The following is a 19,820-nucleotide window of genomic DNA, read 5'->3' as shown; positions in this document are numbered from 1 at the left end:
CAGGTCAGGGCGGTTGTGGCATATGACGGCATTTGCTCGGGAAAGGTCAGTCCGCCGTCTCTTGCAGCATCTTGCGTGCAGCGGCACCTACCTTGCGCACGGCCTCTTCAATCTGCGTCGTTGGCTTGGCAGCGTAGTTCATGCGCAAGCAGTTACGGTACTTGCCGGAGGCGGAGAAGATGCTGCCTACCGCCACCTGTACACCTTGTTCCACCAGCACGCGGTTGAGCTTCAAGGTGTCGAAGCCCTCCGGCAGCTCAATCCATAGCATGAAGCTGCCTTGGGGCCGGCTGGCGCGCGTGCCAGCGGGGAAATAACGGCTGACCCAATCGAGCATCAAGTCGCGATTACGCTGGTATTGGGTACGCATCCTACGTAAATGAGGCTCGAAATGACCGCCTTTGAGGAATTCGGCAATGGCAATCTGCGGCTGCGTGGCCGTAGAGCCGGTGCTGATGTATTTCATGTGCAGCACCCGCTCCAGATAGCGTCCCGGTGCGACCCAACCAATGCGCAGGCCGGGCGCCAGAGTTTTGGAGAACGAGCTGCACAGCAGCACACGGCCGTCTTCGTCGAAGGATTTGATGGTGCGCGGGCGTGGGTAGCTGTAGGCCAACTCGCCATACACATCGTCTTCGATAATCGCCACGTCAAAGCGCTGGGCCAGGGTCAGCAAGGCGCGTTTGCGCGCTTCCGGCATGATGTAGCCCAAGGGGTTGTTGCAGTTTGGGGTGAGCTGGATGACTTTGATCGGCCACTGTTCCAGCGCCAGCTCCAGGGCCTCCAGGCTGATGCCGGTGAGCGGGTCGGTGGGGATTTCCAGGGCTTTCATGCCCAGGCCCTTGAGGGTCTGCATGGCACCGTGGAAGCTGGGCGAATCCACCGCGACGATATCGCCGGGCTCACAAATCGCGTGAATGCTGGCGGAGAGGGCTTCGTGGCAACCGGTGGTGATCACGATGTCTTCGGCGCTCAGTTGGCAGCCGGAGTCCAATGACAGCCGGGCGATTTGCTCACGCAGTTCCATACAGCCGAGGATATTGTCGTAATACAGCCCCGGCAGGTCTTGGCGCCGGCTGACACGGGCGAGGCTACGCAGCAACGGCTTCAAGGTAGGCGACAATACATCCGGCATGCCTCGGCCCATCTGTATGACGTCTTTGCGCGGCACCGCACGAATCAGTTCCAGCACCAGGTCCCACTGGGAGATTTCCACTGGCCGTTGGGCCGGGCGGCCTATCTCGGGCAGTGCCGGCAGTTCACGGCCCACCGGAACAAAATAGCCCGACTTGGGCTTGGGCATCGCCAGGCCGTTGTCTTCGAGCAACCGATACGCCTGCTGCACGGTGCTCAGGCTCACCCCATGTTCCACACTCAAGGCCCGCACCGAGGGCAGTCGATCGCCCGGACGATAGAAGCCCTGTTCAATACGGGTGCCGAGCAATTCGGCGAGGTTGACGTAAAGGGTCATGGTGGTCGCTCCCGAGGGACCAGTACAGATAGGGGGAAAATACAGGATTCAGCCACGCAGAGGCAGCATCTGTATGTATTTATTAAAAGTTGGCTGAATCTGTAATGGTACTGGCCGCCCGCGCATGCTGATCACTCAAGACAACAGGCCAATGAGGGGCAGTCAAATGAGCGGCATGAGCGATGTACGGCTGGCGCTACGCAGTCAGGAACTGGACGTGGCGCAGGAGCAGGTGATCACTGCCTCGGCGCCTGGCCGCTGGAATCTGTTCTGGCGCCGTCGCCATACGCGCAAGGCCCTGCTGGACCTGAGCCGCGAGCAGTTACGCGACATCGGGCTGACCGCCGAGCAGGCGCGCCGTGAGGGTTTGAAACCCTTCTGGCGCGATTGATCAGAGCAGTTCTTTGAGGCGGTGCCAGAGCATCCCCAGGGCCAGCAACGGCGAACGCAGGTGTTTGCCGCCGGGGAAGGTGATGTGTGGCACCTGGGCGAACAGATCGAAGCGCCCCTGTTGCTGGCCGCTGATGGCCTCGGCCAGCAGCTTGCCCGCCAGGTGCGTGGCGTTGAGGCCATGGCCGGCATAGGCCTGGGCGTAATACACGTTGGGTTGATCGGCCAGGCGGCCGATCTGCGGCAGGCGGTTGGCGCCGATGCCGATCATGCCGCCCCATTGGTAGTCGATTTTCACGTCTGCCAATTGGGGGAATACCTGCAGCATCTTCGGTCGCATGTAGGCGCCGATGTCCTTGGGGTCTCGACCGGAGTAGTGGCAGGCGCCGCCGAACAACAGGCGGCGGTCGGCGGACAGGCGGAAGTAGTCCACCGTCACGCGCTGGTCACACACGGCCATGTTCTGCGGTAACAGGCGGGTGGCTTGCGCTTCGCTCAAGGGCTCGGTGGCAATGATGTAGCTGCCGGCGGGCAGCACCTTGCCGCTCAGTTGCGGGTTGAGCCCGTTCAGGTAGGCATTGCAGGCCAGTACCAGGGTCTTGGCGCGCACAGTGCCTTGGGCGGTATGCACCTTGACCTCAGGGCCATAGTCGATACGGGTCACTGGGGATTGCTCGTACAGCGCCACGCCCAACTGCTGGGCAACGGCAGCCTCACCCAGTGCCAGGTTCAGCGGGTGCAGATGGCCGGAACCCATGTCGATCATGCCGCCTACATAGCGATCAGAGCCGATTACGGTGCCCATCTCGCTGGCTTGCAACAGGCGCACTTCGTGGCGGTAGCCCAGGCTGCGCAGCTCTTCGGCATCCTCGGCCAGGCCCCGTAGGTCGCGGGGTTTGTTGGCCAGGTCGCAGTAGCCCCAGGTCAGGTCACAGGGGATCTGGAAGCGCTCCACACGCTCGCGCACGATCTCCACGGCTTCCAGGCCCATCAGCTTCATCTGGCGCACGCCGTCGCTGCCGATCACCTGGGTGAACTGACCCAGCCCGTGGCCGACACCGCGAATCAACTGGCCGCCATTGCGCCCGCTGGCGCCCCAACCGATTTTGCGCGCCTCCAGCAACACCACGCGAAAGCCGCGCTCGGCCAATTCCAGGGCGGTGTTGAGCCCAGAGAAACCCCCGCCGATCACACAGACATCGGCGTTCACCTCACCGGTCAGCGTCGGGTAATCCGGTTGCGGGACGCTGCTGGCGGCGTAGTAGGAAGCGGTGTGCCGGGCGCTGGCGGTCATGGGGAACCTCCCTGTCTGGAAAATTTGACGCAGGATACAGTGGTCGCACGACGCTGTCTGCGCGGGGCTTTTTGCGTCAGAATCCACGTCTATTCGCCGTTCGGTATGGGTTTCGATGAGTTGCAACAGTCAGAAAATCAGCGCGCTGCGTCGCCAGATTCCTTCGTTCGAGTGCGTCCCCGGTTGCCACGACTGCTGTGGGCCGGTGACCACCTCGCCCGAGGAAATGTCGCGCCTGCCGCGCAAGACCGCTGCCGAGCAAGAGGCGGCGATGGACGAGCTGAACTGCGTGCACCTTGGGCCCAAGGGTTGCACGGTGTATGACGAGCGGCCGCTGATCTGTCGCCTGTTCGGCACTACCAAGACCTTGCCGTGCCCTAATGGCCGCCGGCCAGTGGAGCTGATTCATCCGCAGGTGGAGAAGCAGATTCATGAGTACATGGCGAGTACCCGGCAGGTGTTGGTCTAGCGGATGTACTCGGTTAAAACCAAGGGAGCAGGCAAGCCAGCTCCCACATTTGGCCGTGTTGTGTCAGTGGGTCAGTCAGGGATCGGCAGGTTCAGGCTCTCTTTCACCTCTTCCATCACGATATAGCTCTTGGATTCCCGCACATGGGGGAGTTTGAGCAGGATATCGCCCAGCAATTTGCGGTACGAAGCCATCTCCGAGATCCGCGCTTTCACCAGGTAGTCGAAATCACCCGACACCAGATGGCACTCCAGCACGTGAGGCAGTTTCAGCACGGCTCGGCGAAATTCTTCAAAGGTGTCACCCGACTTGTAATCCAGGCTGATCTCGACAAATACCAGCAAACTTCCCTTCAAATGCTGGGGGTTGAGCCGTGCGTTGTAGCCCATGATGATCCCTTCGCGCTCCAGGCGCCGCACGCGCTCGGTGCAGGGCGTGGTGGACAGCCCGACCTTTTCCCCCAGCTCCGTGAACGAGATGCGCCCGTCGGTTTGCAGGATGCGCAGGATATTGCGGTCGATCTTGTCCAGCTCCCGCTTGGTCTGGGTGTTGGTACGCATAGGGGATACGCCTCTGTCAAAAGGGTTTTTGCCAAGAATTGTCGCCAAATATAGGCATTTATATAGTGAAATGCACTGCCGATTGTTTTTTACACTGCGCCCATCATTGCTCGAATAACACACGTCAGCGGCTGAGCCCGCGATGAGGATATAAAAATGCGCGTTCTGGTCTTGGGTAGCGGCGTCATTGGGGTGACCAGTGCCTACTATTTGGCGCGGGCCGGCTTCGACGTTGTGGTGGTTGATCGTCAGCCTGCCGCTGCCATGGAAACCAGTTTCGCTAATGCCGGTCAGGTGTCCCCTGGCTACGCGTCGCCATGGGCCGCGCCGGGTGTGCCGCTCAAGGCCATCAAATGGCTGCTTCAGCGCCACGCGCCGCTGGCGATCAAGGCCACCGCCGATATCGACCAATACCTGTGGATGGCGCAGATGCTGCGCAACTGCACGGCTAGCCGCTACGCGGTGAACAAGGAACGCATGGTGCGCCTGTCCGAGTACAGCCGCGACTGCCTTGACGAATTGCGCGCCGAGACCGGCATTGCCTACGAAGGGCGCAGCCTCGGGACTACCCAACTGTTCCGCACCCAGGCCCAGCTCGATGGCGCCGCCAAGGACATCGCCGTGCTGAAAGAGTCCGGCGTGCCATTCGAATTGCTCGACCGAGCCGGCATTGCCCGGGTTGAACCGGCCCTGGCCAGCGTCACCGATATCCTCGCGGGTGCCTTGCGCCTGCCCAACGACCAGACGGGCGATTGCCAGATGTTCACCACGCGCCTGGTCGAAATGTGCAAACAATTGGGCGTGGAATTCCGCTTCGAACAAGACATCCAGCGCCTGGACTACGCAGGCGACCGCATCAATGGTGTGCTGATCGACGGCAAGCTGGAAACCGCCGACCGTTATGTCCTGGCCCTCGGCAGTTACTCGCCCAAGTTGCTCAAGCCATTGGGGATCAAGGCGCCGGTGTACCCGCTCAAGGGTTATTCGCTGACTGTGCCGATCACTAACCCGGCAATGGCGCCGACCTCGACCATTCTCGATGAAACCTACAAAGTCGCGATCACGCGTTTCGACAACCGTATTCGCGTCGGTGGCATGGCTGAAATAGCCGGTTTTGACCTGTCGCTGAACCCGCGGCGACGTGAAACCCTGGAGATGATCGTCAACGACCTTTATCCTCAGGGCGGCGATCTGGCCCAGGCCAGTTTCTGGACCGGCCTGCGCCCGACCACCCCGGACGGTACACCGATTGTGGGTGCCACGCCGTTCAAGAACCTGTTCCTGAATACAGGCCACGGTACCCTCGGTTGGACCATGGCCTGTGGTTCGGGTCGCTTGCTGGCCGACCTGATGGCGAAGAAAACGCCGCAGATCAGCGCCGCAGGCCTCGATATTTCCCGTTATGGCAACCACCAGGAGTCCGCACAACATGTCAATCCAGCGCCAGCTCACCAATGAGCGCATGAGCCAGATCGTTGTCCACAGCGGTACCGTGTACCTGGCAGGGCAAGTTGGCGACGACATGAGCGCCGGGATTGAGCAGCAGACCCGTGAAACCCTGGTCAATATCGAGCGCTTGCTGGACCTTGCCGGTACCGACAAATCCAGGTTGCTGTCGGTAACGATCTACCTGAAGGACATCGACGCCGACTTCGCTTTGATGAACGCGGTATGGGACAAATGGCTGCCCAAAGGCGTCGCCCCGGCCCGCGCCACTGTGCAAGCCAAGCTGTGCGAACCCGAGATTCTGGTAGAGCTGTCTGTCGTGGCTGCGCTGCCTTAACAATGATCCCTCTCCCGGTGCCGGCGTTGTTGGTCGGCACCGGTTTTTTATTGACTTTGCTGCCTAGAAGCCTGCCGCCATGCGTCCAGCCCGTGCCCTGATCGATCTCCAAGCCCTGCGCCATAACTACCAATTGGCCCGAGAAGTCACCGGGGCCAAGGCCCTCGCCGTGATCAAGGCCGATGCCTACGGCCATGGCGCGGTGCCCGTGGCCCAGGCACTGGAGGCGCAAGCCGACGGGTTCGCGGTGGCGTGCATCGAGGAAGCGCTGGAACTGCGCGCCGCCGGCATTCGTGCGCCGGTGTTGCTGCTGGAAGGTTTTTTCGAAGCCGACGAGTTGCCGCTGATCATCGAGCAGGATTTGTGGTGCGTGGTGCATTCGCTGTGGCAGTTGGACGCCATCGAGCAAGCTCGTTTGAGCAAGCCGCTGACAGTGTGGCTGAAGCTGGACTCGGGCATGCACCGTGTGGGCCTGCACCCCAAGGATTACCAGGAGGCGTATCAGCGCCTGCTGGCGAGTGGCAAAGTGGCGAAAATCGTGCTGATGAGCCATTTTGCCCGCGCCGATGAGCTCGATTGCGTCAGCAGCAACGAACAAGTAACGGTGTTTGAGGCGGCGCGCCAGGGGCTGGCGGCTGAGGTCAGCCTGCGCAACTCACCGTCTGTATTGGGCTGGCCAAGCGTGTCCAGCGACTGGGTGCGCCCCGGTATCATGCTTTACGGCGCAACGCCCTTTGGCGAAGACCAGGCCCTCGCCGCGCGCTTGCAGCCTGTGATGACCCTGGAGTCCAAAGTCATCTGCGTGCGCGAGTTGCCGGCCGGTGAGCCGGTGGGCTACGGCGCCAGGTTCGTCACGCCCAAGCCGATGCGCATCGGCGTGGTTGCCATGGGTTATGCCGACGGTTACCCACGTCATGCGCCGACCGGTACCCCGGTGCTGGTCGCTGGCCAGCGCAGCCGGCTGCTGGGGCGCGTGTCCATGGACATGCTGTGTGTCGACCTCACCGACTTGCCCCAGGCGGGCCTTGGTTCCACCGTAGAGTTGTGGGGCAAGCACATCCTCGCCAGTGATGTTGCCGTGGCCGCCGAGACCATCCCCTATCAGATTTTCTGCAATCTGCGCCGAGTGCCAAGGCTCTATAGCGGCGCTTAGCCGCCGGCAACGAACCGAGCACACCGGGATTTAGGCCCAAGTGTTGTAAATACTGAACGCTGTCGCCATGATAACGCTCAATTACAACAAAGCCTGAATCCTAGGAGGCTCCTGCATTGGACGTCGGCGAACGACTGCAATCCATCCGTAAACTCAAAGGTCTTTCCCAGCGTGAGCTCGCCAAGCGTGCGGGCGTCACCAACAGCACCATTTCGATGATCGAGAAAAACAGCGTCAGCCCCTCGATCAGCTCCCTGCGCAAGGTGTTGGGCGGTATTCCCATGTCCATGGTCGAGTTCTTCTCCGAAGAAGTGCTCCAGGAAATACCGACGCAGATCGTCTATAAAGCCAATGAGCTGATCGACATCTCTGACGGTGCCGTCACCATGAAACTGGTGGGCCGGGCGCGCCCAAGCCGGGCCATCGCATTTCTCAATGAAATCTACCCTCCGGGTGCCGACACGGGCGAAGAAATGCTCACCCATGAAGGCGAAGAAACCGGAATTCTGGTGGAAGGGCGCCTGGAATTGGTGGTCGGTCTTGAAACTTTTGTGCTCGAAGCGGGCGATAGCTACTACTTTGAAAGCACCAGGCCTCATCGTTTTCGCAATCCGTTCGACGTGCCGGCGCGACTAATCAGCGCAGCCACACCCGCGAACTTTTAAGAATAGAGGCGCCCTGCCAGCGTTGCAGAGGTTCCCGCAGCTGTACACCGTGAGGCCGAATCTCCCTTTATTTAATAGGGTTGTTTCGGCCAGGCGGGCTAACCGTTATACTTTCGCCGCCTGCGAAACCGTGGCCGCAGGCGTGAATAGCCACCATTGAGGGTGAACGCGTGAACCTAATTATGAAAATGCTGGCTGCACCAGCAACCGTACTGGCCCTATGGGCTGTCAGCGCTCAAGCTGCGACCAATGATGACATTGCCAAGCGCCTGGAGCCTGTGGGCCAGGTTTGCGTCCAGGGCCAGGAATGCAAGGGCATGGAAGTTGCCGTGGCAGCCGGCGGCGGCGGCGCGAAAACCCCCGATGAGATCATCGCCAAGCACTGTAATGCGTGCCACGGCAGCGGCCTTTTGGGTGCGCCAAAAATTGGCGACACCGCCGCATGGAAAGAACGCGCCGACCATCAAGGTGGCCTCGATGGCATCCTGGCCAAGGCCATCACCGGTATCAACGCCATGCCGCCCAAAGGCACCTGCGCTGATTGTTCGGATGACGACCTCAAGGGGGCGATCAAGAAGATGTCCGGGCTGTAATCGGCCGATCTTCGTCAAAAATGCCGCTTACCAGCGGCTTTTTTGTGCCCGCGATTTGGTATTCAGGCTGTTCATTGCAGCAAAGACCCGGCAAGCTCGGTCCAACCCCTAATTCATGGAATGTTCGGGAGCAGTCGGATGGTGCAGTTGTGTTCAATCGAGCAAGCAGTTGACGACGTACTGGAGCGCCTGCCGGCGCATATCCACATGGGCATGCCGCTGGGGCTGGGCAAGCCCAATCTGTTCGTCAACGCGCTATACCGGCGCATCGCAAAATTGCCCGAACGGGCGCTGACGCTCTATACGGCCTTGAGCCTGGGCCGTCCTACGCAGGGTGACGGTCTTCAAAAGCGCTTTATCGAACCTTTCATCGAACGAGTGTTTGGTGACTACCCCGAGCTGGATTTCCTCGCGGACCTGCACAAGGGCAGCCTGCCGAAGAATATCCGTGTGCAGCAATTCTTTATGCAGCCCGGCAGCTTGCTCCACAGCGCCGCGGCGCAACAGGATTACGTCAGCAGCAACTACAGCCATGCGGCCCGCGACATCAATGCCGCCGGCCTGAACCTGGTGGCGCAATTGGTTGCCAGTAGCAGCGAGCATCCCGACCGCCTGAGCCTGAGCTGCAACCCGGATATCACCCTCGACCTGATGCCCATGATCGCCAAGCGCCGCGCGGCTGGGGAGACCATCCTGGTCGTCGGCCAGGTCCATAGCGATTTGCCCTACATGCCTGGCGATGCCGAGTTGGGCATGGATGAGTTCGACTACCTGCTGGATGAAAAAGACAGCACCACGCTGTTCTCCACTCCGAACATGCCGGTGGGCATTCAGGATCATTTTATCGGCCTGCATGCCAGCACCCTGGTGCGTGATGGCGGTACGTTGCAGATTGGCATCGGCTCCATGGGCGATGCACTGACGGCTGCCTTGCTGGCGCGCCAGGCCGACAACGAAGCCTATCGCCTGTTGCTCACCGACTTGGATGTGTACCAGTGGGCGCCGTTGATCAGCCGCGAAGGCGGCGTCGAGCCGTTTGCCCGTGGCCTTTACGGTTGCAGCGAGATGTTCGTCAACGGCCTGCTGGTATTGGCGGATGCCGGGATCGTGCGGCGCAAGGTCTACCCGGATGTGGCGACCCAGATGCAGGCCAACGCGGGCACCCTGGACGACGCGGCGCAACCCGATGGCGTGTCGATCCATGGCGGTTTCTTCCTGGGGCCTCGCAGTTTTTACCAGCGCTTGCAGGAAATGACCCATGCCAAGCGCCAGGCATTCAACATGACCCGCATCAGCTACATCAACGAGCTGTACGGCCAGGAAGAACTCAAGCGCTTGCAGCGCCTGGATGCGCGGTTTATCAACAGCGCCATCATGGTCACCTTGCTCGGCGCGGGCGTGGCCGATCAGTTGGAAGACGGTCGCGTGCTCAGTGGCGTGGGTGGGCAATACAATTTCGTGGCCCAGGGGCATGCGCTGGAAGGTGCACGCTCAATCCTGATTTTGCGCAGCTGGCGCGAGTCGGCGGGTGAGGTCAGTTCCAATATCGTCTGGGAGTACGGCCACTGCACCATTCCCCGGCACCTGCGGGATATCGTCATTACCGAATACGGTATTGCCGACTTGCGCGGTCAGACGGATGCCAAGGTGATCGAAGCGTTGCTGAACATCACTGACTCAAGGTTCCAGCACGACTTGATTGAGCAGGCGCAAAAGGCCGGCAAACTGCCCAAGGATTTCCAGTTGGATCCGCGTTTTGCCGACAACACGCCGCAGCGGCTCCAGGCGATTCAGGCCAGGCACCGTCGCTTGTTTCCCGAATACCCCCTGGGCAGTGACTTCACGGATGAGGAGCGGGACTTGTTGCGGGCGCTGAACTGGCTCAAGAGCAAATTCAAGCTCACGGAAATTCTGGAGTTGGGCAAGGCGGCACTCGACGCGCCGGAGCCGGAGGCGTTTCCCGAGCATTTGCAGCGGATGCGCTTGGATAAGCCGGAGGGCATCAAGGAAGACCTGTATCAACGCTTGCTGCTGGCCGGACTGCAGGCCACCGCCCACTGACAGCGCAACGCAAAACCTAATGTGGGAGCAGGCAAGCCAGCTCCCACACAGTGATTACTCGATAAAGGTCACGACACCACCGGCCAGCGACTTCACCCGCGCCAGCGACTCAACCCGATAACCCTGTGCATCCAGTTCTGCACGCCCACCCTGGAACGACTTCTCGATCACAATGCCCAAGCCGGCTACGGTCGCGCCGGCCTGCTTGATGATCGAGATCAGCGCCTGGGACGCCTTGCCGTTGGCCAAAAAGTCATCGATCACCAGCACGCGGTCGCTGCTGGTCAGGTGGCGCGGGGAGATCGCCACGGTGCTTTCGGTTTTCTTGGTGAAGGAATACACCGTGGCCGACAGCAGGTTTTCCGTGAGCGTCAAGGATTGCTGCTTGCGGGCGAAGATCACCGGCACACCCAGGTTCAGCCCGGTCATGATCGCCGGGGCAATGCCCGACGCTTCGATGGTGACGATCTTGGTGATGCCCGAATCCTTGAACAGTGCGGCGAACTCGTCGCCGATCAGTTTCATCAGTGCCGGGTCGATCTGGTGGTTCAGAAAGGCGTCAACCTTGAGGACCTGATCGGAAAGCACGATGCCTTCTTCGCGAATTTTCTTGTGCAGTGCTTCCACGGAAAGCTTCCTCTAATGGCGCGTTGTGCGCCGAAAGTAGATTAAAAAGTAGTCGATTCTAGCGCTTTAACATCGCGCGTATATCCGCCAAGGCGGTGTTGCCGCGAACGGCCTTCACCTCGGTGGGAGTGTCGTCATTGCCTTCCCAGGCCAGGTCGTCCGGCGGCAGTTCATCCAGGAACCGGCTGGGGGCACAATCGATGATTTCACCGTATTGCTTGCGCTTGGCTGCAAAGGTGAAGGCCAGGGTCTGACGTGCGCGGGTAATGCCCACGTAGGCCAGGCGGCGTTCTTCCTCGATGGTGTCGGCTTCGATGCTGGAGCGGTGCGGGAGGATTTCCTCTTCCATGCCCATGATGAACACGTAGGGAAATTCCAGGCCCTTGGACGCATGCAAGGTCATCATCTGCACGCCTTCGGCACCGTCTTCCTCTTCTTGCTGGCGCTCGAGCATGTCGCGCAACACCAGCTTGCCGATGGCGTCCTCGACGGTCATCTCGCCGTCTTCGTCTTTTTCCAGGGTGTTCTTCAGCGCCTCGATCAGGAACCAGACGTTGCCCATGCGGTAATCGGCGGCCTTGTCGCTAGAGCTGTTGGTGCGCAGCCAGTTTTCATAGTCGATGTCCATGACCATGCTGCGCAGGGCGCTGATCGGGTCTTCGCCGGCGCACTGCTCGCGGACCTTGTCCATGAAGCGCTTGAAGCGTGACAGGCGATCAGTGAAGCGCGTGTCCAGGTGTTCGCCCAGGCCGATTTCGTCGGTGGCGGCGTACATCGAGATCTTGCGTTCGGTGGCGTAGTTGCCGAGCTTTTCCAGGGTGGTGGAGCCGATTTCCCGGCGCGGCACGTTGATCACGCGCAGGAAGGCGTTGTCGTCGTCCGGGTTCACGATCAGCCGGAAGTAGGCCATCAGGTCTTTGACTTCCTGGCGTCCGAAAAAGCTGTTGCCGCCCGACAGGCGATACGGCACCTGGTGATGCTGCAGCTTCAGCTCAATCAGTTTGGCCTGGTAGTTGCCGCGATACAGGATCGCAAAGTCGCTGTAGGGCCGGTCGGTGCGCAAGTGCAGGCTGAGGATTTCCACGGCGACGCGCTCGGCTTCGGCGTCTTCGTTGCGGCAGCGGATCACACGGATCTCGTCGCCATGGCCCATCTCGCTCCACAGTTGTTTTTCGAACTCGTGGGGGTTGTTGGAGATCAGCACGTTGGCGCAACGCAGGATGCGGCTGGTGGAGCGGTAGTTCTGCTCCAGCATCACCACTTTCAAGGAGGGGTAGTCTTCCTTGAGCAGCATCAGGTTTTCCGGGCGGGCGCCGCGCCAGGCGTAGATCGACTGGTCGTCGTCGCCCACCACGGTGAACTGGTTGCGCGTGCCGATCAGTAATTTCACCAGCAGGTATTGGCTGGCGTTGGTGTCCTGATATTCGTCCACCAGCAGGTAGCGCACCTTGTTTTGCCACTTCTCAAGGATGTCCTTGTGCTTCTGGAACAGCTTGACCGGCAGCAGGATCAGGTCGTCGAAGTCCACCGCGTTGAACGCCTTGAGCGTGCGCTGGTAGTGGGTGTAGACGATGGCAGCGGTCTGCTCCTTGGGGTTGCGTGCAGCTTCCAGGGCTTCGGCGGGCAGGATCAGGTCGTTTTTCCACGAGCCGATCATGTTCTTGATTTCGTCGACGCCGTCGTCGCCCGCGTATTCCTTCTGCATGATGTCGGTCATCAGGGCCTTGACGTCGGTCTCGTCGAAGATCGAGAAGCCGGGCTTGTAGCCCAGTCGCACATGCTCCTTGCGGATGATGTTCAGGCCCAGGTTGTGGAAGGTGCACACGGTGAGGCCGCGGCCTTCGCCGCCTTTGAGCAGGGTGCCGACCCGCTCTTTCATTTCCCGTGCCGCCTTGTTGGTGAAGGTCATGGCGACGATGTACTGGGCGCGGATGCCGCAGTTCTGGATCAAGTGCGCGATCTTGCGCGTGATCACGCTGGTCTTGCCGGAGCCTGCACCGGCGAGCACCAATAGAGGGCCGCCGACGTAGTTCACGGCTTCTTGCTGCCGGGGATTGAGTCGGGACATACGGAATTTCAGGGGTCGTTGTTCAAAAGGGCGGGCATTTTAACAGGCTGGAAAGATTCTGCTGCCATAGAACGACGGTGTGACGTACCACTCGATCTAAATTTGCCGGTTTTGCTACTTTGCCGCAGGATGTTAAGGATTATTCGAGACTAATATTTACAGTCTGCGTGTTTGATAACACCTATCATTTGTCATCCTTTGTCATTGTCAGGCCGCACGTCATAATGGCACCGCTAATGAAATTTTGCAGAGTCTAGGGAGTTAGCGTGTCTACGCCTGTCGAACCCTTGCGTTTGCTGCTGCTGGCCGATGAGCCCGAGTGGGCAGCGTTGTTGCGCGAGTGCCTGGAGCCGATGGGCGAAGGGGCTGTGCTGATCAGTGCGCCCAACTGGGACTCGGTAAGCCGCCTGTTCGATGACGACCAGGGTGCTGTGTTATTGACCACGCCCAGCCTGCAGCCCGGCCCCGGCCGGTGCAGCCTGCCGTGTGTATTGCTGCTGGAGCAGGAGCCACTGGTGTCGCCGCTGGGTGTCAGCGATTGGTTGGTGTCGGATGCATTGGACGCCGACACCTTGCGCCGCTGCCTGCGCCATGTGCGCGAGCGCGGCGTGCTGGAAAACACCTTGCAGCGCCTGGCCGAGCAAGACCCGCTCACCGGTATTGCCAACCGTCAGGGCTTCCAGACCTTGCTGGCCGCCCGGCTGGCAGAAAACGAAGGCCGTGGCCTGGCCCTCGGCCATCTGGACCTGGACAATTTTCGTCATGCCAACGATGCCCTCGGCCATCAGGCGGGCGACCGTTTGATCCTGCAAGTGGTGTCGCGGCTCAAGAGTCAGCTCGAAGCCGGGGACCAACTGGCGCGCCTGGGCAGCGATGAGTTTGCCTTGTTGATCGATACCCGCCGGGCGCCCCAGCGCGCCGAATGGATGGCCGAGCGCATCACCGAAGTGATGGCCGAACCCTATTGGGTGGATGGCGAAAGCCTGTTGATCGGTTGCAGCCTGGGCATGGCCCATGCTCGAGCCCGCGCTGGCGCCGACCCGTTGATGTGGCATGCCCATATCGCCATGCAGCAGGCCAAAAGCACCCAAGGCTGTACCTTTCATATCTTCAATGAACGCATCAACCGCAACGCGCGCAGCCTGGCCGACCTGGAAAGTGAACTGCGCCGGGCTTTGCGTCGCGATGAGTTGGAGCTGCATTACCAGCCGCGACTGGACCTGGACGATGGTCATATCGTTGGCCTCGAAGCTCTGGTGCGCTGGCGCCACGGTGAACGCGGCTTGTTGCCGCCTAGCGAATTCGTGCCGCTGGCCGAACAGAGTGGTCTGATCGTGCCATTGGGCTACTGGGTGATCTCCCGAGCTCTGCGCGACATGCAAGACCTGCGTGAACGCGGCCTGCCGCCGCTGCACATGGCGGTCAACCTGTCGTTTCGCCAGTTCCAGGACAGTCAGTTGCTGTCTACCCTCAGCCGCCTGATTGCCGAGCGCGGCGTGGAAGCGCAATGGCTGGAGTTCGAATTGACCGAAACCGCCGTGATGCGCCGCAGCGACCTGGTCAAGCAGACCATGGACGCCCTTGGCCGGCTGGGTGTGCGGTTTTCCCTGGATGATTTCGGCACCGGTTTTTCGTCGTTTGTGCACCTCAACAGCCTGCCGATTGCCTTGTTGAAGATCGACAAGAGCTTTGTCGGCGGCATGGAAGAGCGCGAAGAAAACCGCAAGCTGGTGCACGCCATGATCAACCTGGCCCACAACCTCAACCTGGAAGTGGTCGCCGAAGGCGTGGAAACCCCTGAGCAGCTTGAGCTTTTGCGCTTGTTTGGGTGCGACCAGGTCCAGGGTTACCTGATCAGCAAGCCGTTGCCGCTGCCCGAGCTGGTGGAATACCTGATGTTCGGGCAAAGCCAGCAGGCGCTGTTGGGTTAAGCCTTCAAAGTGGTTCAAATGTGGGAGCTGGCTTGCCTGCGATAGCGGTCGTTCAGCTAATAATGATTAGCCTGACACACCGCTATCGCAGGCAAGCCAGCTCCCACATGTGCCGCGTGTACTCGCTAGTCAGGCAGGGCCGCTCGGAATCCAACAGGAGCATCCGGCTCCTGCCGAATCATCCGCTTCATTTTCGCCTCAAATGCCCAGGTCAGGCTCACCGCCGCACACGCCAGGCCCAGTGCCAGGCCCCACCAGACGCCTGTTGGCCCCCAGCCCAGGGTGAACGCCATCAACCAGGCTGACGGTGCGCCAATCAGCCAATAGCAACCCAGGCCCACCAGGAAGGTGGTCTTGGCGTCCTTCAGGCCACGGATACAACCCATGGCGATGGTCTGCACGCCATCGAACAATTCAAACCAGGCGGCGACGGCCAGCAGGCTCACCGCCAGCACGATGACGTCATGGAACGCCGGGTCGTCATGGTCGAGGAACAGTCCGATCAGCGGGTCGGAAAACAGCCACAGTACCGCCGCAAACCCCAACATCACCATGGCGCCGAATCCTATGCCCACTCGTCCGGCCAGGCGTGCCTGCAGCAACTGCCCGGCGCCGTAATGCTGGCCGATGCGCATGGTCACCGCGTAGGACATCCCCGCCGGCACCATGAAGGCCACCGAGACAATCTGCAGGGCGATCTGGTGTGCCGCCAACTGCGTGCTGCCCATGGTGCCCATGCACAACGCCGCAAAGGCAAACAACCCGACCTCTACCGCATAGGTGCCGCCAATCGGCAGGCCCAGGCGCCACAGCTCGCGCAGGTAGTGGGTATTCAGGCGCAGCAGGCCTGTGCCCAGCGGGTAGGCGGCGTAGGTGCGGTTGCTGCGGATGTACCACATCAGTGCCAGCGCCATGCCATTGGCGACGATGGCGGTCACCAGGCCGATGCCCATCAGGCCCAGTTTCGGCAGGCCGAACATGCCTTCGATCAGCGCATGGTTGAGCAGGTAGTTGACCACGGTGCCGCACAGGCTGATCACCATCACCGGGGTGGCCTTGCCGATGGCGCTGGTAAAGCCGCGCAGGGCCATGAAGCTCAGGTAGCCGGGCAGGGCAAAGGGCAGGATCGTCAGGAATTGCCCGGCCGCATGCACGTTGGTTTCGGTCTGGCCGAACATCAGCAGCACCGGCTTCAAGTTCCATAACAGCAACGCCGCCGCCAGGGCCATCAGCCACGCCAGCCACAGCCCGGCCTGGGTCAGGCGAGTGGCGCCGTCGATATCGCCCGCGCCATGGCGAATGGCGACCAGGGTGCCCACGGCTGCGATCACGCCGATGCAGAAGATCGCCACGAACGAATAGCTCGCCGCGCCCAGGCCTCCGCCGGCCAGTGCCTCGGGGCTCAAGCGCGCCATCATCAAGGTGTCGGTCAGCACCATCAGCATGTGCGCCAACTGTGAGGCAATCAACGGCCCCGATAGCCGCAGAATGGCCCAGAGTTCGGTACGTGCCGGATGTTGCATGATCATCACACTCGAATGGTCAGGAAGGTGGGGAAGGGTTGATTCTCGGCGCATTCAGCGCATTGCACAAAAGGATAAAAGCGATCGTTGGCATGATTAAAACTCATGCATGAGCGATTCTGGTAGGGTTTCCAGATTGCGCAGTCGGAGCTTTCAGCATGTCTCGTCGTCTTCCTCCTCTTTATGCCTTGCGGGCATTTGAAGCCGCCTCCCGTCACCACTCGTTTACCCGTGCGGCTGAGGAATTGTCGATTACCCAGAGTGCGATCAGCCGGCATATCCGTACGCTCGAAGATTATTTCGCCTGCCGATTGTTCCAGCGCAGCGGGCGCACGTTGCAGCTCACGGAAGCGGCGCGTTTGTTGCTGCCAGGCGTACGGGAAGGCTTCGCTGCCCTGGAGCGTGCTTGCCATACTTTGAATGCCGAAGATGACATCCTGCGTATGAAGGCGCCGTCCACCTTGACCATGCGCTGGCTGCTGGCGCGGTTGAGTCGCTTCCGCGCGTTGCAGCCAGGCAATGAGGTGCAACTCACCAGTGCGTGGATGAGCATTGATGAAGTGGACTTCAACCAAGAGCCATTCGACTGCGCGGTGTTGCTCAGCAACGGGCACTTTCCGGCGGACTGGGAGGCCAGTTATCTGTTTGCGGAAATGCTTATCCCGGTGGGAGCGCCGAATCTGTTGGACGACGGTCCCTGGGACGTGACGCGGCTGGCAACCGCCGAACTGCTGCACCCGACGCCTGACCGCCGCGACTGGCGTTACTGGCTGCAGCGCATGGGGTTGTCATCTCACGTTTCACTCAAGGGTGGGCAGGTGTTCGACACGCTTGAATTGGGCATGATAGCCGCCGCCCGAGGCTATGGCGTCTCCATGGGGGATTTGCTGATGGTGGCCGAAGACGTGGCGCAGGGACGCTTGAGCCTGCCGTGGCCTACGGCCGTGGCCAGTGGGGAAAGCTACTACCTCGTGTGGCCGAAAACCCGTCCGGGTGGCGAACGTTTGCGACGGCTGGCGGAATTTCTTCAGGGTGAAGTCAAGGCGATGGAATTGCCTCAGGTTGAACGCCTCGATTGAGTAGGGCCGGACCGTTTGTGCAATCGTTTGCGGGATACCCCTGTGATTCGCTCAAGTATTGCCAAATGCCGCCGAAGAAAGGTGTTGGAACCCTCGTGCACTACCGTTTCCCACTAGATAATTTGCCGAGCAGCGCTATGAGATCAGGATGATCCTGGCCTCGGCCAGGAGCTGTCATGTCTCAACCTCGTGCCCGGATTGCCTCCCAGTTAGGCCTTGCACTCGCCGTGATTCTGGCTGTCGTGATCAGCGGCAGTACGGTCTTTGCCCTGCGTACCCTCGACTCCGCCAACCTCGCCACCCGCGAGGAACACTTGGCCAGCGAGGCGCGTTTGCTCGCCGACCAACTCAACACCTTCCACAGCACCTTGCGTGAAAGCACCCAGCGTTTGAGCGGGCTGTTTGAAAAGCGCTTCGGCGCCGGCTTGAGTGTGCGTGCGGACCAGCCCGTGGCCGTGGCCGGCGTGCAGACGCCGAGCCTCTACTTGGGCAATGAGGTGCTGAACAATAACTTCGAAGAGGTGGATGAGTTCAAGCAGATGTCCGGTGGCGTGGCCACGGTGTTCGTGCGCAGCGGCGACGACTTTATCCGCGTCAGCACCTCCCTGACCAAGCAGGACGGCAATCGCGCCATTGGCACCGTGCTCGACCGTCAGGGCGCGGCCTACCAGCGCGTTGTGAGCGGCCAGACCTACATCGGCCGTGCCGTGTTGTTCGACCGCTCCTACATGACCCAATACAGCCCCGTACGTGACAGCAGTGGGCAGGTCATCGCCGTGCTGTTCATCGGTTTCGATTACACCGATGCCCAGAACGCCCAGTTTGAAAACCTCAAGCGCTTCCGTATCGGCCAGACCGGCTCCCTCGCGCTGCTGGATGAGCAAAAGCACTGGCTGGTGCCGCCGGCTGGCGTGCAAGCGCCGGATCAGGCGATTGCCGTGATGCTCGACCTGGCGAAAAAGCCGGGTGCTGGCCGTTTCTGGAGCGACAAAAACGAAGATTTCTATAGTGTCTCGGTGCCGTTTGAAGGCGGCCCTTGGGCGGTGGTAGCGAGCATGCCCAAGGCTGAGATTCGCGCAGTGACCTGGGAAGTCGGCATCCGCCTGGTGATCGGCAGTGTGCTGGCGATGTTGCTGGCAGTGGGCGCCACGGTGTGGCTGTTGCGCAGCAAGCTGGCGCCATTGAGCGAGCTGGTGCGCCAGGCCCAGGCCCTGGGCGCGGGCGATTTGAGTGCGCGGCTCAATGTGTCCAGCCATGACGAAATCGGCCAGCTGGCGCGTAGTTTCAACCAGATGGGTGAGGCGCTGTCGACCATGGTGTCGCATATCCGTACCGCCGCCGAACAGGTCAACAGCCGCGCCCAGGCGCTGTCGGGCTTGTCCGGCGGTGCCTATGAAGGCATGGAGCAGCAGTCCGGCGAGATCACCAGCATGGCCGGTGCGGTGGAAGAGTTCAGTGCTACCTCGCTGAACATTGCCGACAACATGGGCAACACCGAGCGCCTGGCTCAAGAGAATGCCCAGCAAACCCGTATCGGCCGCAGTTCGATGCAAGAGGCGTCATCGTCCCTGGAACATATCGCCACTGCGCTGAACAGCACCGCTGCCGTGATCAACACCCTGGGCCAGCGTTCCCAGGAAATCGGCGGGATCGTCGGCGTGATTACCGCCATCGCAGAACAGACCAACCTGCTGGCGCTCAACGCTGCCATCGAGGCCGCGCGCGCCGGCGAGCAAGGCCGTGGCTTCGCCGTGGTCGCCGACGAAGTGCGCAACCTGGCTTCGCGCACCCGCCAGGCCACCGATGAAATCTCCGGCATGATCCAGAGCATCCAGCAGGAAACCGGTAACGCCATCAGCACCATGGAGCACGGCAATGCGCTGATGCAGGAAGGCCTGTCGCGCAACGCCGATGTGGCCTCGGCCCTGGCGCGTATCGACGAGCAAAGCCGCTCGGCCGGCCAGCAATTTGCTGCGATCACCACCGCCACCCAGGAACAGAGCAGCACCGCGACCTTGCTCAGCAGCAACCTGCAGAGCATTGCGCTGGCCAACAGCGAGCAGCGTGAAGTGGTGTCCAACCTGGCGGTTACCGCCAAGGAACTGGAGACCTTGGCGGCAGGCTTGCGTCATGAGGTGGATCGGTTTCGTTGA

At 60.9% G+C, this 19,820-nt stretch carries 17 protein-coding genes and 1 pseudogene; 12 read left to right on the top strand and 6 right to left on the bottom strand.

Annotation, left to right across the window (positions count from 1 at the left end; translation table 11 throughout):
* Positions 1–46: 46 nt before the first annotated feature.
* A complete protein-coding gene (locus tag AC1RAC_RS09450; protein WP_054896025.1) occupies positions 47–1,471 on the bottom strand; it encodes an aminotransferase-like domain-containing protein in 1,425 nt (474 codons plus the stop codon).
* Positions 1,472–1,637: 166 nt separating this feature from the next.
* On the opposite strand from AC1RAC_RS09450, the gene AC1RAC_RS09445 reads away from it, so the two are divergent.
* Complete coding sequence (locus AC1RAC_RS09445; protein WP_034129086.1) at positions 1,638–1,862, top strand: DUF1127 domain-containing protein; 225 nt, start codon at positions 1,638–1,640, stop codon at positions 1,860–1,862.
* Here AC1RAC_RS09445 and AC1RAC_RS09440 read toward each other — a convergent pair whose 3' ends face one another.
* On the bottom strand, positions 1,863–3,155 hold the full coding sequence (locus AC1RAC_RS09440) for an NAD(P)/FAD-dependent oxidoreductase (protein ID WP_492616516.1): 1,293 nt from the start codon (positions 3,153–3,155) through the stop codon (positions 1,863–1,865).
* A 115-nt stretch (positions 3,156–3,270) separates the two neighbouring features.
* Between AC1RAC_RS09440 and AC1RAC_RS09435 the strand changes: the two genes are divergently transcribed.
* Complete coding sequence (locus AC1RAC_RS09435; RefSeq protein ID WP_060763902.1) at positions 3,271–3,624, top strand: YkgJ family cysteine cluster protein; 354 nt, start codon at positions 3,271–3,273, stop codon at positions 3,622–3,624.
* 71 nt (positions 3,625–3,695) lie between these two features.
* Here AC1RAC_RS09435 and AC1RAC_RS09430 read toward each other — a convergent pair whose 3' ends face one another.
* Positions 3,696–4,184, bottom strand: coding sequence for an Lrp/AsnC ligand binding domain-containing protein (locus tag AC1RAC_RS09430; protein ID WP_003176896.1), 489 nt, complete (start codon positions 4,182–4,184; stop codon positions 3,696–3,698).
* 156 nt (positions 4,185–4,340) lie between these two features.
* Between AC1RAC_RS09430 and dadA the strand changes: the two genes are divergently transcribed.
* The 6 genes from dadA to AC1RAC_RS09400 all read left to right on the top strand — a co-directional run bounded on the left by dadA (position 4,341) and on the right by AC1RAC_RS09400 (position 10,439).
* Complete coding sequence (gene dadA, locus AC1RAC_RS09425; protein WP_054896021.1) at positions 4,341–5,642, top strand: D-amino acid dehydrogenase; 1,302 nt, start codon at positions 4,341–4,343, stop codon at positions 5,640–5,642.
* Entirely contained in the window at positions 5,614–5,967 is a 354-nt protein-coding gene (locus AC1RAC_RS09420; protein ID WP_003195456.1) for a RidA family protein, read from the top strand. Before dadA ends, AC1RAC_RS09420 begins: the two co-directional genes overlap by 29 nt.
* Before the next feature lie 79 nt (positions 5,968–6,046).
* Positions 6,047–7,120, top strand: a complete 1,074-nt coding sequence (gene alr, locus AC1RAC_RS09415; RefSeq protein WP_034129082.1) for an alanine racemase — start codon at positions 6,047–6,049, stop codon at positions 7,118–7,120.
* Between the two features lie 116 nt (positions 7,121–7,236).
* Positions 7,237–7,785 carry a cupin domain-containing protein gene (locus AC1RAC_RS09410; RefSeq protein ID WP_014720470.1) on the top strand — a complete coding sequence of 183 codons (549 nt, stop codon included), beginning with the start codon at positions 7,237–7,239 and terminating at the stop codon, positions 7,783–7,785.
* Between the two features lie 182 nt (positions 7,786–7,967).
* Positions 7,968–8,378: a c-type cytochrome gene (locus AC1RAC_RS09405; RefSeq protein ID WP_034129081.1), complete on the top strand. Its 411-nt coding sequence runs from the start codon at positions 7,968–7,970 to the stop codon at positions 8,376–8,378.
* Positions 8,379–8,516: 138 nt separating this feature from the next.
* Positions 8,517–10,439, top strand: a complete 1,923-nt coding sequence (locus AC1RAC_RS09400; protein ID WP_252949221.1) for an acetyl-CoA hydrolase/transferase C-terminal domain-containing protein — start codon at positions 8,517–8,519, stop codon at positions 10,437–10,439.
* Positions 10,440–10,493: 54 nt separating this feature from the next.
* Here AC1RAC_RS09400 and AC1RAC_RS09395 read toward each other — a convergent pair whose 3' ends face one another.
* On the bottom strand, positions 10,494–11,066 hold the full coding sequence (locus AC1RAC_RS09395) for a xanthine phosphoribosyltransferase (protein ID WP_003195447.1): 573 nt from the start codon (positions 11,064–11,066) through the stop codon (positions 10,494–10,496).
* 58 nt (positions 11,067–11,124) lie between these two features.
* Positions 11,125–13,134 carry a DNA helicase Rep gene (gene rep, locus AC1RAC_RS09390; protein ID WP_492616515.1) on the bottom strand — a complete coding sequence of 670 codons (2,010 nt, stop codon included), beginning with the start codon at positions 13,132–13,134 and terminating at the stop codon, positions 11,125–11,127.
* 266 nt (positions 13,135–13,400) lie between these two features.
* On the opposite strand from rep, the gene AC1RAC_RS09385 reads away from it, so the two are divergent.
* Entirely contained in the window at positions 13,401–15,065 is a 1,665-nt protein-coding gene (locus AC1RAC_RS09385) for a putative bifunctional diguanylate cyclase/phosphodiesterase (protein WP_054896019.1), read from the top strand.
* Between the two features lie 125 nt (positions 15,066–15,190).
* Here the strand turns inward: AC1RAC_RS09385 and AC1RAC_RS09380 are convergent, their stop codons facing one another.
* Positions 15,191–16,594: a NorM family multidrug efflux MATE transporter gene (locus AC1RAC_RS09380; RefSeq protein ID WP_054917116.1), complete on the bottom strand. Its 1,404-nt coding sequence runs from the start codon at positions 16,592–16,594 to the stop codon at positions 15,191–15,193.
* 152 nt (positions 16,595–16,746) lie between these two features.
* Here AC1RAC_RS09380 and AC1RAC_RS09375 point away from each other — a divergent pair, with 152 nt between their 5' ends.
* From AC1RAC_RS09375 to AC1RAC_RS09365, 3 genes and pseudogenes are all read left to right on the top strand, one after another.
* Positions 16,747–17,667: a LysR substrate-binding domain-containing protein gene (locus AC1RAC_RS09375; RefSeq protein WP_014720465.1), complete on the top strand. Its 921-nt coding sequence runs from the start codon at positions 16,747–16,749 to the stop codon at positions 17,665–17,667.
* Positions 17,668–17,843: 176 nt separating this feature from the next.
* Positions 17,844–18,917: pseudogene (locus tag AC1RAC_RS09370) on the top strand (Cache 3/Cache 2 fusion domain-containing protein); the annotation flags it as partial.
* A gap of 42 nt (positions 18,918–18,959) precedes the next feature.
* On the top strand, positions 18,960–19,820 hold the full coding sequence (locus AC1RAC_RS09365) for a methyl-accepting chemotaxis protein (protein ID WP_430459260.1): 861 nt from the start codon (positions 18,960–18,962) through the stop codon (positions 19,818–19,820).

This window comes from Pseudomonas sp. GW823-FHT02F05 (assembly GCF_058797315.1).
This window is presented reverse-complemented; position numbering and strand designations above follow the sequence as displayed.

Bases quoted from the DNA above. Each gene is read 5' to 3' on its own strand.
- AC1RAC_RS09450 (WP_054896025.1), bottom strand. From the start codon at position 1,471: ATGACCCTTTACGTCAACCTCGCCGAATTGCTCGGCACCCGTATTGAA.
- AC1RAC_RS09445 (WP_034129086.1), top strand. From the start codon at position 1,638: ATGAGCGGCATGAGCGATGTACGGCTGGCGCTACGCAGTCAGGAACTG.
- AC1RAC_RS09440 (WP_492616516.1), bottom strand. From the start codon at position 3,155: ATGACCGCCAGCGCCCGGCACACCGCTTCCTACTACGCCGCCAGCAGC.
- AC1RAC_RS09435 (WP_060763902.1), top strand. From the start codon at position 3,271: ATGAGTTGCAACAGTCAGAAAATCAGCGCGCTGCGTCGCCAGATTCCT.
- AC1RAC_RS09430 (WP_003176896.1), bottom strand. From the start codon at position 4,184: ATGCGTACCAACACCCAGACCAAGCGGGAGCTGGACAAGATCGACCGC.
- dadA (WP_054896021.1), top strand. From the start codon at position 4,341: ATGCGCGTTCTGGTCTTGGGTAGCGGCGTCATTGGGGTGACCAGTGCC.
- AC1RAC_RS09420 (WP_003195456.1), top strand. From the start codon at position 5,614: ATGTCAATCCAGCGCCAGCTCACCAATGAGCGCATGAGCCAGATCGTT.
- alr (WP_034129082.1), top strand. From the start codon at position 6,047: ATGCGTCCAGCCCGTGCCCTGATCGATCTCCAAGCCCTGCGCCATAAC.
- AC1RAC_RS09405 (WP_034129081.1), top strand. From the start codon at position 7,968: ATGAAAATGCTGGCTGCACCAGCAACCGTACTGGCCCTATGGGCTGTC.
- AC1RAC_RS09400 (WP_252949221.1), top strand. From the start codon at position 8,517: ATGGTGCAGTTGTGTTCAATCGAGCAAGCAGTTGACGACGTACTGGAG.
- rep (WP_492616515.1), bottom strand. From the start codon at position 13,134: ATGTCCCGACTCAATCCCCGGCAGCAAGAAGCCGTGAACTACGTCGGC.
- AC1RAC_RS09380 (WP_054917116.1), bottom strand. From the start codon at position 16,594: ATGATCATGCAACATCCGGCACGTACCGAACTCTGGGCCATTCTGCGG.
- AC1RAC_RS09375 (WP_014720465.1), top strand. From the start codon at position 16,747: ATGTCTCGTCGTCTTCCTCCTCTTTATGCCTTGCGGGCATTTGAAGCC.
- AC1RAC_RS09365 (WP_430459260.1), top strand. From the start codon at position 18,960: ATGGGTGAGGCGCTGTCGACCATGGTGTCGCATATCCGTACCGCCGCC.